This window comes from Streptomyces akebiae, from assembly GCF_019599145.1.
Lineage (GTDB): Bacteria > Actinomycetota > Actinomycetes > Streptomycetales > Streptomycetaceae > Streptomyces > Streptomyces akebiae.
This window is the reverse complement of record NZ_CP080647.1, coordinates 9,711,100-9,726,909: the sequence shown is the minus strand read 5'-3', so window position 1 is coordinate 9,726,909 and position 15,810 is coordinate 9,711,100. Positions and strand designations below refer to the sequence as shown.

Here is a 15,810-nt window from a genome sequence, read left to right as displayed (position 1 = left end):
TGTCGAAAGCCCCTTGATCACGCTCGGGAGCCGGTGCGTTGACGTGTGCGCCTGTAGCGCCGGATCAGCAGTGCCGCGAGGAGCAGAGTCCCGAAGAGCACAGCGATCACGGCCGGACCCGCAGCGTCCAGGGTGCCGTCAACGGCTCGCTGGGCAGTGGCCGCCGTGTCGATGACGAGGTCGGTGGTGGTGGGGTCGCGCAGGGCGCGGATCTCGTACCAGCCGTAGTAGGCGACGTAGGCGCCGACCAGGAGGAGCAGGCCGCCCCCGAGTCGGGGGGCGATCGCGCCGAGGCGGCGCAGGCGGGTGACGGCGGTGGTGCGGGTGAGGGCGACGGTCAGGGAGGCTACGCCGACGATCAGGCCCATCCCTGCGGCGTAGGCAGCGAAGAGGAGGATGCCTTCCACGGTGGAGCCGCTGCGGAAGGCGGAGACGACGATGGCGAGGAACGGGGCGATGGTGCAGCCGAGGGAGGCGGTGGCATACGCCGTACCGAACAGTGCCATCGAGGGCACGGAGCGCGTGATGGTGGGGGCACGGCGGAGTTTCGGGGCGAAGGTGGACAGTTGGCGGCCTGCGAGGAGCCATGCTCCGGCCGTGACGATGAGCAGGCCGAGGACGATGGTGAACCAGGGCAGGTGCTGCTGGATCTGGCCGGCGACGGGCTGGATGACGAGTCCGAAGACGCCGAAGAAGGTGGCGAAGCCGGCGGTCATCGCGGCGGTGGCGGCGAGCGCCCGGCCGACGGCGACGGTACGGCTGGGGCTGTCGTCGCCGAGGACGAGCAGGGAGAGGTAGGCGGGGAGCAGGGCGAAGCCGCACGGGTTGACGGCGGCGAGCATCCCGGCGCCGAGGGCGAGGGCGAAAGGGAGGTCGGCCATGGCGGGGTCAGCCGGTGAGGGCGGCGACCTTCTCCGCCAGGCCCTTGCCGCCGGGGAGCACGCCCTCGTAGACGGTCATTCCGGTCTGGTCGAGGATCACGTAGTAGCTCTGCTGGGTGATCTTGAACCGCTTCCACACCTCGCCTTTCTCGTCGGACAGGTGGGGGAAGGAGCCGGTGCCGGTGCCGGAGACGAAGGCGCGCATGGCGGTGTTCGTGTCCAGGCCGGCCACGCCGACGACGTTTGCCTTGCCGTGCTGGTTGGCGGCGACCTTGGCCGTCTCGGCGGCCTGCCCCTTGCAGGTGGGGCACCAGGGCGCCCAGAACCACAGCACCGTGGGCTTGCCCGCGAGCGTCTTCGCGTCGAACGGCTTGCCGTCCACCGTGGTCGCGGCGAAGTTCAGCGCTGCGGGGGCCTTCACGTCCAGCGACCCGCTGCCGCCGCCGTAGGAGTCGGTGGGTGACTGGGCGGGGGAAGAAGGCTTCGAGGGGGAGGTCCCCTCGTCGTCGGCGGGCGCGGAGCCACCGCCCGAGCCGCATGCGGTCAGGGTGAGAAGAGCGGCGGTGAGGGCGGCCGGGAGGAGGGTGCGGGCGCGCAAGGAGGACTCCTGAAGGGTCGGGACCGGTGGCGAGCGTAGTTCGTCGCGGCTCGAGCGGGCAGGGGGCCGGGGCCTTACGGATTGGTGGCATCAGCCAACGGCGTCATTGAGTCGTTCGAGGTCGAGGACGCTGATGCGTCCGCGGGCCAGGCGGAGCGGGCCGTCGGCGTAGTCGCGCATGACCCCGTGCCCCGCCCGGCCGGCGGGCCCTCACGGTAGCCGCCGACGACGAAGATCTTCTTCGCGGGCTTGACGGAGACGGGGTCCTTGGAGACGAACGTCTTGTGGTTCTGCTTGCCGGTGAACTGCGTCCCGGCGGGCAGCGTGACCGTTCTATCGGGTCCTCGTTGTGGACGATCATCAGCCCGTCGGCCTCGGCGACATCGCCCCTGAGCTTCTCGTGGCGCTTGGTGCCGTCCGCGAACAGCAGCCTGCCGTCGGCCAGGTGGATGTGGCCTTCAGAAGAGGTCGGCCAGGGTCCTCACCTCGTGGAAGGTGTTCTCGACCGGGTCCCAGACCGCCGAGCGGAAGTTCTTGCCGCCAAGTTGTCGAGGTTGTTGCCGGACTCGGCGACCAGCAGGATCTTGCCGGTGTACAGCAGGGCCGCGTGGATGGTGTTCTGCCGGAACTCCTTGGGGACGTCGCCCACGTCCCAGTGCCCGTTCTCCGCCTTGTACTCGGGTCTGTTGATCTCGTAGTGGTGGTAGTTCGCGCTCCCGACGCGGTACAGCCACGGCCCGTTCAGACCGCCAGCGCCATCACCACCACGGTGCCGACCGGCAGACGACGGGTGCGACGGCACCCGGCATTGCCCTCCATGTCGCGGATCCCCCCGGAACAGCTGGATGGTCGGTCGGGCCGCCGCCTCCCCTGTGTGCCGCGGCCCGACCGAGCCTGCACTGCGGCGTCCACCGGGTTCCCGCTCCCACTTGCACAGTTGTCCCGTCTTAAATGATCTGGCTCCGAGTCGGGCTCCTGGCCTGCGGCGACCAATTCAGCTGAGACGCGGAGATGCTGGGAATCTCAGGTGATGTGGTCCCGGGCTGGTGAACACCGGATGCTGTCTCAGCCGATCTGGTCCGGCTCCGCCGTTTCGAACTGATACCACGCCTGAGTCGTCAGCCACGACTGGTAGTCCCTGAAGATCCGCCCGAGGCCGTCGGGCTGTGCTCGCGCGTCGAAGAAGTCGCCGAGGAGCCGGTGGAGCGTGGTCACGGCTGCGGTGTCGGCCTGCTGGGTGAGTGGGTGGACCCATCCTCCGGGGGCGAGGTGGCGGACGAGGATGGGCCAGGTCAGGTCGTGTCCTGTGCCGCGGCGAACTACGAGCCATTCCTGGAAACCTGCGAGCATGTTCCAGTTGCTTCCGGCGTCCAAGCCGAGAACGAAGGCGGTGGTCGTGGCGAAGGTGCCGTCGAGGCCATGTCGGGCGGGCTCGCGGCGGACTGCGGTCAGCAGCGCCCGGTACTGCTTGAACACAGTGGCATGGAAGGTCTGCTGGGTGGCGGCGAGGTAGTTCCCGGTGGTGAGTTCAGTGTGGCTGATCGCGAAGTAGTCCGGGGTGTGCTCGCGATCCCGCTCGTCATCCGTCCAGACCAGGCGGAAGGGCTGGGAGGCCAGAGCGACGACTGCAGGATCGAAATCCAGGGTCATCGCGGCATCCCGCTCAACCCACGACTCGTAGCCCACCAGACAACGCGAGGTCGCCGCCCAGTAGTCGCCGGTGAAGTTCTTCTGCCCCTTGAAGGCGGTGAACTTCCGGGCTGGCGAGGAAAACTCGAAGGACTCGCCCCAGTAGCGGGCCAGCGGACCAAGCCGCACAGCTCCGTCCGCGTCGACGAACCGAACCTGGACGTCCGACGCGTACTCCCAGGCGGGTATCGCCTTCGCGGGCTCGCCCACGAGCACCTCCCCGCCGCCCTCGGCCCTGCACTGCGAGGGTGGAGCACCCAGCGGGGTCCCGTGCCCCGGACGCGGAAGGCGTCACCCCAATGAGCGACATCCCTGTGAGAGTCGAGCCGGTCGCTGTTTTACTCGGCCTGGTTCGAGCTCACGCGTCTCGGCCGGCTTCCTGAGCTGCACGCTCCAGCCGGCTTCGGTGGTTCTCCCACCACGCCGAGTCGCCCGTCGGCATGCTGTCGTTGCCCTTGTTCATCCCGACGGCACCGTCTATGAGCTCCCGGAGGATATCGGCGTGCCCGGCGTGCCGGTGCGTATCAGCGATCACTCGGACCACGGCATGATGCAACGTCACCTCGTCCCTGCCGTTGGGCCACCACGGCACCCTGCCAGTCGTGTCCAGCGCCAGCGCGTCGATTGTCACGTCCGCGTGCACCCACGCCCGGCGGTAAAGCTCCACGATGTACTCGCGTGACTCATCGGCGGTGGCCCACATATCCGCGTTGGACTCCGCACCGTCATCGAGCCAGGGCAGCGGCTCGCCGGACGGTCGCCCGAAGGTGTCGCCGAGGTAGCCCAGTTCCACACTGGCCACGTGTTTCACCAGGCCCAGGAGGTTCGTGCCGGTCGGCGTCAGCGGGCGGCGGATGTCGTACTCCGAGAGCCCTTCGAGCTTCCACAGCAGGGCATCACGGGCGGACTGCAAGTAAAAGTGAAGGTCAGCCTTGGCATCTGATGCGGTCATGCGGCCAGTCTGCCGCCCGCGCGATCTTTGTCCACCGCCTTTTCCACCGCTCGCGGCGAACCAGATCATCTGACACGACGAGCGAATCGGACCAGATCACTTGAGACAGGGACCAGATCGGCAGAGACGGGACAACAGTGTCGGCGGCCGTCTGACGCCCCATGCTATTTTGCATCATGCAAAGTTGAACACAAGAGGAAGTACGAACGCCGCAAGCAACAGGGGGTCGGCACTGACACCTTTCGCCGCGCCTTGAACGGCTGGAGGGAGAAGCCGCGTGGCCGGTTCGGACGCATCGCGGCGCACCGCGCGGTCTGTGACTGTTCCTGCGGTGCCTTCCAGCGGCGCCGACCGTCTGCTCGCCGACAACGGCGGCGGGATGTGCGCCGTCCCCGGCGCGCGCGTCCGGACGACGCCGGAACCCGACTTCGGCTCAGGTCGCGCGTGTGCGCGGGTCGGGTTTCCGCTCAGGGCCTCGATGCCGCTCTGATCCACAAAGAGACCGAAAGACTTTCGACACTTTGATGTCCATGACGCCCGCCAGTGGGCACCGAATAGCCGGAGGCTTCACCTCATGCTGATTGCCCAACGTCCCTCGTTGACCGAAGAGGTCGTCGACGAGTTCCGTTCCCGGTTCGTGATCGAGCCGCTGGAGCCGGGCTTCGGTTACGCCCTCGGCAACTCCCTCCGCCGTACCCTCCTGTCGTCGATCCCCGGTGCTGCTGTCACCAGCATCCGTATCGACGGCGTGCTGCACGAGTTCACCGCCGTGCCGGGCGTGCGGGAGGACGTCACCGACCTGGTCCTGAACATCAAGCAACTGGTCTTCTCCTCGGAGGACGACGAGCCGGTCGTGATGTACCTGCGCAAGCAGGGCCCGGGTCTGGTCACCGCCGCCGACATCGCTCTGCGGGGCAGCGTCGAGGTGCACAACCCCGACCTGGTGCTGGCCACGCTGAACGACAAGGGCAAGCTGGAGATGGAACTGACGGTCGAGCGTGGCCGCGGTTACGTCTCCGCCGCACAGAACAAACAGGTGGGCCAGGAGATCGGCCGTATCCCGGTCGACTCCATCTACAGCCCTGTACTCAACGTCACGTACAAGGTCGAGGCTACCCGTGTCGAGCAACGCACCGACTTCGACAAGCTGATCGTCGATGTCGAGACCAAGCAGGCCATGCGTCCCCGTGACGCCATGGCGTCCGCCGGTAAGACCCTGGTCGAGCTGTTCGGCCTGGTCCGCGAGCTCAACATCGACGCCGAGGGCATCGACATGGGCCCGTCCCCCGCGGACGCCGCCCTCACCACCGACCTGGCGCTGCCGATCGAGGAACTGGCGCTCACCGTCCGCTCCTACAACTGCCTCAAGCGCGAGGGCATCCACTCCGTGGAAGAACTCGTCGCCCGCTCCGAGGCCGACCTGCTCGACATCCGCAACTTCGGTACGAAGTCCATCGACGAGGTCAAGGCGAAACTGGCCGACCTGGGCCTGGCCTTCAAGGACAGCCCCGGAGCCGAACCTCTCACTCCCTTCGGGAGCACTGCCTGAAGTCCCGCCGCCATGCGGCAGCGAGCTCAGTGGAGAGCAAGCAGCACTCAAAGTGAGCGCTCTGTCACCTTGGCAGCGCCTGACGGATCAGCAGGTGAGAGTGCGCTGAGACGAGAATGCCGGGTGTGGTTGGAGTGTCGGGTGTTGTCGGACGTCGACCCGTTTCACGGCCGACCGGACGGCCTGGAACACCCACAGTCGACGAGGATTGCCGTTCGCCAGCAGCACCAATGGTGTGTCGTGCTCGACTGACAGCAATCGAAGAGCCTGCTTCGTGCCCTGGGTCTCATCCACGACTGCGCCCAGGAGGCCGTCTCCGTCGGCAGGCCACATCCGCTGCCTGCCCTGCGCGGCTTCCACGCGGCGATCGTCGCGCTGCGGCCAAGACCGCCCGCACCAACTTGGCGAGGCCGCAGACCACCCCCGTACAGCACAACGCCACACCGCGAGGGTCGCGCATCTCGGCTGATCTCCACACGAAGAGTGGCGCGGGCTCTCCTCGAAGCAGGTGTCCATCGCTTCGGAGAGTGGCAGCCACCCACCTGTCCGGCATTCACCACGCCGAGTCCGCATGGCACACAGAGGCCGGGGCAGACGAGGAGACGAAACTCTCCACGGCGGCGAAGTCGGGAGATCCCAGGCGGCACTCGACGCCCAATGAGCCTGCCAGGACCGGGAATCGGTCGTCAGCGCGCCCGCAAAAGGACACCCGCGCCCACCCACACCCAGCAGCCCGCCATCAGCGGCCGGGGAACTCCTCTCGTCCGTGCTCGCTCACCGATGACCGCGGCAGGACGAACGGACCGCGCGCCTTCATGCCCCGGCGCAGCAGTTGCGGAGCCGGCTCCGTGCCGGATCACGGCAGTAACCCTGTGAACCATGCTCAGGCAGAGGCGAGTTCGGCGGGGCCGAAGGAGACGTCGAAGCGGTCGCACCAAATACTGACGCTGCTGTACCGGGACAGGTCGACGTCCTCGGGGACGGCGTAGTTCTGGCTGCCCCTGTTGCCCTTCAGCTTGCCGAGACCGACGTACTCCCCGTCGTCGAAGACACGCCAGCCGTCCATGCCCTCCTTCACCGGCGCGTCAGTCAGCCACACCCACAGGTCCGGCCCGTTACTGGTGTCGAGGTTCTCCAGCCGCACGACAGTGGGAGCCGTCGGCCGACCGTTTGAGTCTCCCCGTGCCCGATGTCGCGTGCTCATGGCTGATGAGCTCACCGCTGGCGAGCGTCTGTGTCCCGGTCGGCGCGGAGGAAGGCGACCCGGATGACGCCGCAGCGGGAGGAGAGAATCTCCCCGCGGCCTCGGGCAGGGCCTCTTGCACCGTCTCGTCCTGCCAGAGCTTCCACGGCTGGACCGGTACAGCCCGAAGCCGACCCCGGCGACGGCCACCACCAGCATCTCGATGAGCCAGGACCTGCCCGCCAACTTCCGCACGCGCCTCACCCCTTGAGAGTTCCCTGTCCGTCCTCGCTCAAGAGGAGGTACGGGCCGTCACAGGCGTTCGGAGAGATCACGGAACTCTTGTATCGCCGCGGCCGGCCCTCCGTCGGACCACGCACCAGCCGGTCGGGATCAGGTCGCGGTTGTCCAGGGTGGTGACCAGGATGTCCCTGCCGTCCTCCGTCTGCTTCACCTGTCCTCAGCCTCTCCTCAGAGAAGCCTCAGAGTTCCGCCAAGCGGTGGCCCGACGGCAAGCCCGACCATCGGAACACACGCGACGCGGCAGTCCTCTCCGACCGTTTCACGCAGGGTCGGCGCCGCCGGCCCGCCCACACACCGACGACAACCCACAGGCGGACTATCAGATGATCACTCGATGCTACGGCGACCTGGAGATCGGCTACACCACCCGATGGAACGGCTCGGTCCATGCCGGAACCGCTTCCCGGACCGGGGCGTGGCGCACGCTGGGCAGCGTCTTCGGGGGTGGCTTGGTGTGGAATTGGCAGGACGCGTACGGCGCTCTCGTGGCCCAGGACCGCTCAGCCGGCCAGGACCTGCTCAAGCCGCCCGTCGACTTCCAGCATGTGGGTCGTTTCCCCGGCTTCAGCGTGCTCAAGACCGAAGTGTGGCGTCCTGTCCCGCCTGCCGGGTACGTGGCTCTGGGGGACGTGGCGAACTGGTCTATGTCCGGGAAGGGGGTGGAGAAGCCCGACGCCTCCGCCCTGGGCATCGTGTGCGTGAAGAAGGAGCACAACGGGCGCTCCTACGTGCGCCGCGCGGAACTCGGCCGCCTTCCCCTCCTCACGAACGGCAACGGGAAAGGTCTGTGGGCCGTCACGCCCCCGCTGTATCCGTTCGACGACACCGAGGAGCACCTGTTCCTGCACGCCGGTACGTTCAGCTGCGGCCCCGACACCCCGCACGGGCCGACGGCCGTGACCTGGGTGCTGGACTTGCCCGCCGTCGTCGACACAGCCGACTACGCCCCTGAACTGCGGCCGGAGTCCTACAACGCGCCCCCGGCCCAGGCGATCGTCACCGACCGGGCCGTGACCATGCCCTACTTCATGGTCAAGGACGATGCGCGCTCCGAGGCGTGGAAGGTGGCCAACTCCCCCTTCTACAAGATCCAGCGCAAGCGCCAGTACGACCTCATCCGGCACGTCGACTTCCGCAGCGCCGGCGGCGGACAGATCGCCGAGACGGTCGAGGAAGGCGTCTCGAAGGAGAGGGGTGGGGAGTTTGCCCTCACGACCGGGATCACCGTCGGCGTCACGGCGGGCGTGGAGGCATCGGCCAAGCCCTTCGGCGTGGGTGCGAGCGTCTCGGTGGAAACCCCGGTGAGCGCGTCCGTCGAACTGGGCTACACCACGCGCTACGGCGTGTCCACCTTCGAGAACAAGAGCGTGAGCGTGACGTTCGATGTGCCCGCCGGCCATGCCGGCGCGCTGTGGACCGATACCCACCAGCTGGTCCCGATCCGCCGTGACGGCACCCTGGTCACCAACGCGAACCTGCGGCTGAACGCCGGCGATTCCGGTTCCTACGTGGGCCGCACCTTCCCGGAGACCGCACAGTCCAAGGTCTCCGTCGTCCGCAAGGTCTCCGACATGGAACTAAAGGCCGCGGAGGAAATGGGCATCGATCTCAAGACCCTGGCCGACGTCACCGAGATCCCGCAGTAACACCCGCTTGGCGACAGCAGGGGCATACCGACAGGCGGGTGTGCCCCTGCTGTTGTGACCAGCAGGGCAACCGAGAAAAGGAGTTTCGATGATCTACACCAGCAAGTACCCGGATGTCTCCGTCACCGATCGCCCCCTCCACGAGTGGGTGCTCGGCGATGCGTCGCGGCGCGGAACGCGGCCGGCCTTGGTGGACGTGGCGAGCGGACGGACGCTCAGTTACGGCGAACTGGCCGCGCTGGTCCGGGGGATCGCGGCGGGCCTTGCCGCAGAGGGCATCGGCAAGGGTGACGTGGTCGCGCTGCACTCGCCGAACACGGTTCTGTTCCCCGTGGTCCTCTACGCCACCACCACCGCGGGCGGGACGGTGACCACACTGTCGCCGCTGGCCACACCCGGCGAGATCGCCAAGCAGCTGATCGATGCCGAGGCGCGGCTGATGGTGAGCGTGTCGGCGCTGATCGAGACCGCGCGGGCCGCGGTCGAGCTGGTCCGGCAACAGACCGGCCGGGGCATCGAGGTCCTGGTCTGCGACAGGGCGGACGGTCAGCGTTCGGTGCTGGAGCTGCTGAGCGACGGCGACGTGCCGGCCTTCGACTTCGACCCCGCCGTGGACGTCGCCGTACTGCCGTATTCGAGCGGTACGACGGGCGTGCCGAAGGGCGTGATGCTGACCCACCGCAACCTGTGCACCAATCTGGAGCAGTTGAACGGCCTGCACCGGGTCGCTGAGAACGATCGTGTCATCGCGATCCTGCCCTTCTTCCACATCTTCGGGCTGACCGCGCTGGTCAACAGTGCGCTGCGCCGTGGCGCGACGGTGTACGTGCACGCGCGGTTCGATCTCGACGCGTTCCTGACCAGCCTGGAGCGCGACCGCATCACCCACGCCTACGTCGCCCCGCCGGTGATGCTCGCACTGGCCAAGCACCCCGCGGTCGGGAACCTGGACCTGTCGCACCTGCGGCGCGTCATCTGCGCCGCGGCGCCGCTCGACGCCGGGCTTCAGGCGGCGGTGGCCGATCGGCTGGGCGTGGAGGTCGGGCAGGCGTACGGCATGACCGAGCTGTCCCCCGCCTCGCACATCCACGCCGACGGCAACCTCGACGAGCCCGTCGCGTGTGTGGGGCACCTGCTCCCGTCTACGCAGGCACGGCTGGTCGATCCGTTCACGGGGCTGGATGTGGCGGCGGGTGAGCCGGGCGAGGTGTGGATCCGGGGGCCGCAGGTGATGAAGGGCTACTTCGGGCGCCCGGAGGACACCGATGCGACCGTCGACGCCGACGGCTGGCTGCACACCGGTGACATCGGCCGGGTCGACGAGGACGGGAACTGGTTCATCGTCGACCGGGTCAAGGAGCTCATCAAGTACAAGGGCTACCAGGTGGCGCCGGCCGAGCTCGAAGCCATCCTGGTGCAGCATCCCGGCATCGCCGACGCGGCCGTGATCGGCGTCGACGACGAGGAGGGCAACGAGATACCCAAGGCGTTCGTGGTGCCCATGACGGGGGTGCCGATATCCGCCACCGAGGTGATGGCCCACGTCGAAGGCCAGGTCGCCCCGTACAAGAGGATCCGCCGGGTCGAGTTCATCGAGGCGATACCGAAGGCGGCGTCCGGGAAGATCCTCCGGCGTCGGCTGCAGGAACGGGAGCCGGCGCGCTCCTGAACGGTGTCGGTGCTCGCGGGCCCGGCGCTTGGGGCGCCAAGGGTGGACATCCAACTCCCGAAAGTTTCCAAGGACGTTGTAAAGTTTCCGTGTGGACAGCGCGGTTTACCGGTTCGGGCAGTACGCGTTGGACGCGGACCGCCGTTGCCTCAGCCATGAGGGACAGCAAGTCGACATCGAGCCCCAGGCTCTGGATCTTCTGTGCCACCTGGTCGAGCACCGCGGCCGCGTCGTGCCCGAAACGGAGCTGCGCGAAAGGATGGGACACGGACAGGCGGTCAGCGAGGACGCACTCGCCACCTCGCTGCACGCGGCCCGTATCGCCATCGGTGACAGCGACACACGACAGCAGGTGATCCGCGCCGTAAGCCCGCACGGCTATCGGTTCGTCGCGCAGATGACGGTGGCTTCCCCTCTTCCGGTCGCCACGGCCACGGCCCCCGGCATCCCGGCAGGGGCGGAGGCGGACCACGAGGTCATCCGCTTCTGCCGGTCCGTCGACGGCACCCGCATCGCCTACGCCCGCTCCGGCGAGGGCCCGCCCCTGGTGAAGACCGCCAACTGGCTGACCCACCTCGACCTCGACCGGACCAACCCGATGTGGGCCCACTGGTTCGACGGTCTCACCCGCGGCCGGCAGCTCATCCGCTACGACGAGCGCGGTTGCGGCCTCTCCTCATGGGACATGGGCAGCTTCACCCTCGACGACCTGGTCGCCGACCTCGATGCCGTGGTCGACGCCGTCGGCCTCGACCGCTTTCCCCTGCTCGGGGTGTCACAGGGCAGCGCCGTTGCGGTCGCCTACGCCGCTCTTCGCCCCGAGCGGGTCAGCCATCTGATCCTCACCTCCGCCTACGCCCGGGGACAGCAGATCCGTGCGGGCAGCGACGCCGAGCGCGATGCCGCCGAGGTCGACCTCAACATCGCCCGCGCCGGATGGCGTTCGAAGGACAACAGCTTCCTGCGCCACTTCGCCTCCCAGTTCCTCGCCGACGCCACTCCCGCGGAGTGGGACGCGTTCGCGGCCTACCAGCGTCAGACGACTTCGCCCGCCAACGGCCTGCGCTTCCTGGAGGAGTTCACCCGCATCGACGTCTCGGGCATCGCTCACGACGTGACCTGCCCCACGCTGATCATCCACGCCCGCGACGACGCGCGAGTCCCCGTCGCGCAGGCCCTGGAACTGGCCACGCTCATCCCCGACAGCCGACTGGTCCTGCTCGACAGCCGCAACCACCTGTTCACCGCCGACGACTCGGCCTGGCCCACCTTTCTCACCCACCTCTACAGTTTCCTCTCCGAGTAGCCCGGCGGACGGAACGCCCGCAGCGACGGGAGCGCGCCGCGGTGCGGCGACCCGTCCGGAGGCGGTCCGCAACGCCGGGGGGTGCCTCGGTCGCACACAGTCCGTGGCCATGCCGCCGGGGCGAGGAGGCGAGGCTCCCGCAAGACACACCGGTGCCGCCGCGGCCAGTCCGGTTCCATCGCGGCAGCTCCGGATGGAGATGAACTACGGGCAGGGGCCCACCGGCGCTACATCGGCCGGTGGGCCCCTGCCGCCCGTCAGAGGGCGTCTATTGCTCGATCTCGATGACGTGAATGGTCACGTGTGAACTGGTTCACGCGCCACCGCGTGGTGTGGGCGACCTGCAGGTCGCCATGGCTTGGGGTGATCACGCGCCCGGGTTCCACCGTGGTGTTCTGATCCGACGTCCGTGAGGCGGACGGCTTCACGGAAGCCGATGGTCTTGGCGGGCAGACGTGCCGGCCTGTGCGAACGGTGTGCGGCTAGCCGATGACGATGTCGCAATCGGCCCTGCCCCGGGCGGCGATGTCGGTGAAGTCCGCCTGGACGGCGGGGTCGAACGCCGCCGAGCTGATGCTGCGGGTCTTCTTGCCGGGTACGGCCTTCTTGCCAGTCGAGTGCGTCACCTTCGCCGCGTCCCACGTCAGGTCACAGGTCCAGTGGAAGGTGCGGACGAGCAGGTGCGAGTTGCGCCCGCTTCCCGCGATCGACCAGTTGCCGTCCGACTTGACCACGAAGGTGACACTGCCGCTGACGCCCCGGCTGCTGTCGCTCGTGGCGAACGTGATCGACTGGCCGTCCGCCGCCACCGTCTTGGTGGTGTCGTTGGCCTGCGCCGGAAGCGTTCCCAGCAGCAGGGAGCCCAGCCCGGCCCCCGTCGCGATCAGCAGCGCCAGCCCCCGGCGAGTCCGGGCCCGGCCGGACGTCCTGGTGTTGTCGATTCGCATCTTCTGTCCTTCTCTCGTGTGTTTTTCCGTGTCTGCGGTGAGTGCCGGGCGGAAATGCCCCATCACTGCTCCTTGGCCCAGCACCGCTCAAGCATCGCGTTCACCGGGGGCCAAGACTTGGTGGAGGTCTGAGGCTCGTCTGAGGGTGGGCTGAGGACGGACTGAGGGTGCCTCTCTCAATGAGCGAGCCGGATTGACGGGAGGCCTGTGAGCACCACGTCCGGCGAACCGGACGCCAACGGGGTAGGTGCGGCTGCCGGGACGTTCGCTTCGCGCGCTGCAAGCCGCGCCCTTGAGTCCACGAGCAGACAGCCGGAGATCGAGCAGCCCGCATGTGGGCCGGCGCGGGCCCGCCCGGGGAATCAGGTCGAGCAGCTCTGGGGGCAGCCCAGGCCCGCCCCGCGCGCCAGGTCACCAGGACCGCCTTCGTCGGCCCGAGTCGCTGATGACACGGTCACGGCCGTCGGGTGCTGACAGCGGCCCGGCGGCACTTCGGCTGCCGGATTACGAGGCCACGCGACTCACTCGGTCAGGAAGGCGTCGATGTGTGACAGGAACTCGTCCCAGGCCGGTTCGAACGCGGTGAGCAGGTGACTGCGGCTTTTGAGCAGGACCAGTCGGCTGTCGGGTATGAGAGCGGCCAGCTCATTGGCCTGCGAGACCGGCACCCGCTCGTCGTCCCGGGAGTGGAGGATCAGTGTCGGACAGGCCACCCTGTGGGCGATGTCGGACACGTCGATCCGGGCGAACTCCTCTAGGAAACGGACCCCGTTGGAGGGCGAGGTCGTCTGTCGCTGGAAGGTCGTGAACTCGTCCCAGTCCTCCGGTGTGCCGTCGGGCAGGAACTGAGAGGCGAAGACCCGAAGAAATTTGGGGTCCTGGTGGATCCATCCCACCCGGGCCACATCCAGATCGAGGGCTGCCTCGGCACCCTCGGTCTCGCTTCGAGCCCGAACCTGCCTCCCTCGGGCGTAAGCCCCGGCGAGGATCAGCCGGCTGACCCGCTCAGGATGGCGTACGGCATAAGCGACCGCCACCGCCCCGCCCTGCGACACCCCGAGCAGAGGGAACCTGTCGAGCCCCGCGGCTTCGACCACGGTCTCCAGGTCGTCGACCCAGTCCTCGAACGTGAAGCCGGGCACCACCCAGTCGGAGAGACCGCACCCGCGCTCGTCGTAGCGGATCAGCCGACGGTTGCGGGCGAGCCCTCTCAGCCAGTGCGACCACACCGGAGTCGTCCACTCCAGGTCGAGATGGGACATCCAGTTGGCCGCCTTGAGCAGGGGCGGGCCCGAGCCGACGGCGGCATAGGCGATGCGCGTTCCGTCACCGGCCCGGCAGAACCGGATGGTCTGACGATCGGCGCCGAGCGGCCCTCCGGCCGCCGCCAGCTGCACACCGGCCTCGCCGCCGGGGTCGTCGGGTGGCGCCCCCGCCCCGATGACCATCGCCGCAGCCACAAACTGGTATCCCCGCCGGTGCACCGTACGGATCACCTGTTGTCGGCTGCCGGTGTCATCCACGGCCAGCCGCGCGGTCCGCAGCGCCGTGGTAAGCGCGGCCTCGCTGACGAAACGGTCCCCCCACACCTCGTCGAGCAGCTCGTTCTTCGGCACCACGCGGTCACGGTGCTCGACCAGATGTCGCAGCAAGTCCAGGGCCCGGGGCTCGACGTGGACCGGTTCGCCGGCCCGCCGGAGCTGGTGCCGAGCCGTGTCCAGCTCGTAATCACCGAAGTGATACTTGTCCCCCTTCACCTTTGCAGCGTACAACTCATGCTTGTGTGTGTATACATGAACGAGTGTCAGGCACGCCGCCATACAGCCGGCCACGGACACATGGCCCGCATCGCAGGCAGGATGCCTATTGAGGTGACCGGCAAGGCGGAGCCGCCCCCGAACGGAAACCGGGATTCCGTGCCGCGCCCTGCCGAGGCTGTCCGGCATGGCGGGCACGAACTCGCAGTCCACCTGAGCACGGCGGGTCGTCTCCGTCGGCAGAGGACCCCGTCCGCGCCGCTGTCTGCGTAGGCGGCCACAAGCAGGAGCTGTACGGCCGTCCAAACCTACCTGCCGTGGGCGCCGCACACGGACATCGCGAACCGGCCCGCCGGCAGCCCAGGCTGGGAAGTGCGCCGTTTCCGTGCCCTCGCGCTTGCACATCGCGGCGCAGCGCGACGAGCGCGGCATGCGCGTCAGGGTCCTTGAGCAGAGCGGCCCGCTCGGCGAGCGGATAGAAGTGCCCGTCCTCGTCCCGCGCCTCGGTGACACCGTCGGTGTGCAGCAGCAACTGCTCGCCCTGTGCGAACCCCACCTGGCAGGGCCGCGGCCCGGCGTCACCGTGCGCGCCCAAACCCAGGGGCAGCGCAGGAGACGGCGGTTCGGGGAATTCGGCGGTGCCGGGCGTCCCCGAAAGGCCACCACATAGCGCAGACCTAAAGCGAGGCGCGCCGCAGAATGTCGCGGCATTCCTCTCCCCACTGTCCGAGCCGCTACCCGAGCGGGCACGAAGTCGCGCCCCAGCCAACTCCCACCAGGACCGCAAAGATCCCCGCCAGCCGGAAGGTCCCGGCAGTGGCGCGTCCAGGACTCATGAAATCGGCGAAAAAGGTGTAGAGGCGACTGGCGACTCTCCCGAAGTCCCCGATGAGACAGGCGCCGAGGACGATCAAAACGCTTCCGAAGATCAACCCGAGCATCTCGGCACCTTCCTCAATCTCACCGGTTGACCCAAGCGCCACTCCACGACCTGCTCACGTCGGTCCAGCCGGAGGCCGTCCGGACCGCTTCCACCAGGCGGCAACCCGACCTGACCACGTCACCGCTATGACGTCAGACCGCTCACGAACGACCAGGTCGAAACGGCGCCTATGAGTGCCCCGACGATCCTGATGACGAGCGGGCTGAAGCCTGGGCCGGGGGCGAATGGCCCGCGACTGGTGAAGAACTCGTAGATCCGATAGGCGGCGTCGCGAATGTTGAGGGCGATGCAGAATCCGAGAATTCCTAGAATTCCCTTCCACGCCAGATAAAGGAAGCCCATAGCCCCCTCGGGGCCAGCTGCAAATATCATGCTTCCCGGCATTGC

At 68.1% G+C, this 15,810-nt stretch carries 12 protein-coding genes and 3 pseudogenes; 4 read left to right on the top strand and 11 right to left on the bottom strand.

All coding sequences use genetic code 11. The features are described 5' to 3' along the window. Nucleotides 1–17: 17 nt before the first annotated feature. The 5 genes and pseudogenes from K1J60_RS42100 to K1J60_RS42080 form a co-directional block, all read right to left on the bottom strand. Nucleotides 18–881, bottom strand: coding sequence for a cytochrome c biogenesis CcdA family protein (locus K1J60_RS42100; RefSeq protein ID WP_220650818.1), 864 nt, complete (start codon nt 879–881; stop codon nt 18–20). 7 nt (nt 882–888) lie between these two features. Beyond that, nucleotides 889–1,479, bottom strand: coding sequence for a redoxin domain-containing protein (locus tag K1J60_RS42095; RefSeq protein WP_220650817.1), 591 nt, complete (start codon nt 1,477–1,479; stop codon nt 889–891). Between the two features lie 230 nt (nt 1,480–1,709). Next, nucleotides 1,710–2,298, bottom strand: a pseudogene (locus K1J60_RS46505) (galactose oxidase); the annotation flags it as partial. Nucleotides 2,299–2,544: 246 nt separating this feature from the next. Next, nucleotides 2,545–3,378, bottom strand: a complete 834-nt coding sequence (locus K1J60_RS42085; RefSeq protein ID WP_259408159.1) for a TnsA-like heteromeric transposase endonuclease subunit — start codon at nt 3,376–3,378, stop codon at nt 2,545–2,547. Nucleotides 3,379–3,526: 148 nt separating this feature from the next. Next, nucleotides 3,527–4,120: a DinB family protein gene (locus K1J60_RS42080; RefSeq protein WP_220650815.1), complete on the bottom strand. Its 594-nt coding sequence runs from the start codon at nt 4,118–4,120 to the stop codon at nt 3,527–3,529. Nucleotides 4,121–4,694: 574 nt separating this feature from the next. Between K1J60_RS42080 and K1J60_RS42075 the strand changes: the two genes are divergently transcribed. Next, complete coding sequence (locus tag K1J60_RS42075; RefSeq protein WP_220650814.1) at nt 4,695–5,669, top strand: DNA-directed RNA polymerase subunit alpha; 975 nt, start codon at nt 4,695–4,697, stop codon at nt 5,667–5,669. A gap of 883 nt (nt 5,670–6,552) precedes the next feature. Here the strand turns inward: K1J60_RS42075 and K1J60_RS42070 are convergent. Next, a pseudogene (locus K1J60_RS42070) lies at nt 6,553–7,071 on the bottom strand (DM13 domain-containing protein). Nucleotides 7,072–7,183: 112 nt separating this feature from the next. Then, entirely contained in the window at nt 7,184–7,306 is a 123-nt protein-coding gene (locus K1J60_RS46500; RefSeq protein WP_259408158.1) for a hypothetical protein, read from the bottom strand. A gap of 172 nt (nt 7,307–7,478) precedes the next feature. On the opposite strand from K1J60_RS46500, the gene K1J60_RS42065 reads away from it, so the two are divergent. The 3 genes from K1J60_RS42065 (at nt 7,479) to K1J60_RS42055 (ending at nt 11,776) form a co-directional block, all read left to right on the top strand. Beyond that, a complete protein-coding gene (locus tag K1J60_RS42065; RefSeq protein ID WP_220650813.1) occupies nt 7,479–8,801 on the top strand; it encodes a hypothetical protein in 1,323 nt (440 codons plus the stop codon). Nucleotides 8,802–8,889: 88 nt separating this feature from the next. Then, complete coding sequence (locus K1J60_RS42060) at nt 8,890–10,470, top strand: AMP-binding protein (protein ID WP_220650812.1); 1,581 nt, start codon at nt 8,890–8,892, stop codon at nt 10,468–10,470. A 91-nt stretch (nt 10,471–10,561) separates the two neighbouring features. Then, nucleotides 10,562–11,776, top strand: a complete 1,215-nt coding sequence (locus tag K1J60_RS42055; RefSeq protein WP_220650811.1) for an alpha/beta fold hydrolase — start codon at nt 10,562–10,564, stop codon at nt 11,774–11,776. A gap of 482 nt (nt 11,777–12,258) precedes the next feature. Here K1J60_RS42055 and K1J60_RS42050 read toward each other — a convergent pair whose 3' ends face one another. From K1J60_RS42050 to K1J60_RS42035, 4 genes and pseudogenes are all read right to left on the bottom strand, one after another. Next, nucleotides 12,259–12,723, bottom strand: a complete 465-nt coding sequence (locus tag K1J60_RS42050) for a hypothetical protein (protein ID WP_037723449.1) — start codon at nt 12,721–12,723, stop codon at nt 12,259–12,261. Between the two features lie 521 nt (nt 12,724–13,244). Further along, nucleotides 13,245–14,480 carry an alpha/beta fold hydrolase gene (locus K1J60_RS42045; RefSeq protein ID WP_220650810.1) on the bottom strand — a complete coding sequence of 412 codons (1,236 nt, stop codon included), beginning with the start codon at nt 14,478–14,480 and terminating at the stop codon, nt 13,245–13,247. Nucleotides 14,481–14,862: 382 nt separating this feature from the next. Then, a pseudogene (locus tag K1J60_RS42040) lies at nt 14,863–15,123 on the bottom strand (SpoIIE family protein phosphatase); the annotation flags it as partial. A gap of 423 nt (nt 15,124–15,546) precedes the next feature. Continuing rightward, nucleotides 15,547–15,807: a hypothetical protein gene (locus tag K1J60_RS42035; RefSeq protein ID WP_220650809.1), complete on the bottom strand. Its 261-nt coding sequence runs from the start codon at nt 15,805–15,807 to the stop codon at nt 15,547–15,549. Between the last annotated feature and the right edge of the window lie 3 nt (nt 15,808–15,810).

Bases quoted from the DNA above. Each gene is read 5' to 3' on its own strand.
- K1J60_RS42100 (WP_220650818.1), bottom strand. From the start codon at position 881: ATGGCCGACCTCCCTTTCGCCCTCGCCCTCGGCGCCGGGATGCTCGCC.
- K1J60_RS42080 (WP_220650815.1), bottom strand. From the start codon at position 4,120: ATGACCGCATCAGATGCCAAGGCTGACCTTCACTTTTACTTGCAGTCC.
- K1J60_RS42075 (WP_220650814.1), top strand. From the start codon at position 4,695: ATGCTGATTGCCCAACGTCCCTCGTTGACCGAAGAGGTCGTCGACGAG.
- K1J60_RS42065 (WP_220650813.1), top strand. From the start codon at position 7,479: ATGATCACTCGATGCTACGGCGACCTGGAGATCGGCTACACCACCCGA.
- K1J60_RS42060 (WP_220650812.1), top strand. From the start codon at position 8,890: ATGATCTACACCAGCAAGTACCCGGATGTCTCCGTCACCGATCGCCCC.
- K1J60_RS42050 (WP_037723449.1), bottom strand. From the start codon at position 12,723: ATGCGAATCGACAACACCAGGACGTCCGGCCGGGCCCGGACTCGCCGG.
- K1J60_RS42035 (WP_220650809.1), bottom strand. From the start codon at position 15,807: ATGCCGGGAAGCATGATATTTGCAGCTGGCCCCGAGGGGGCTATGGGC.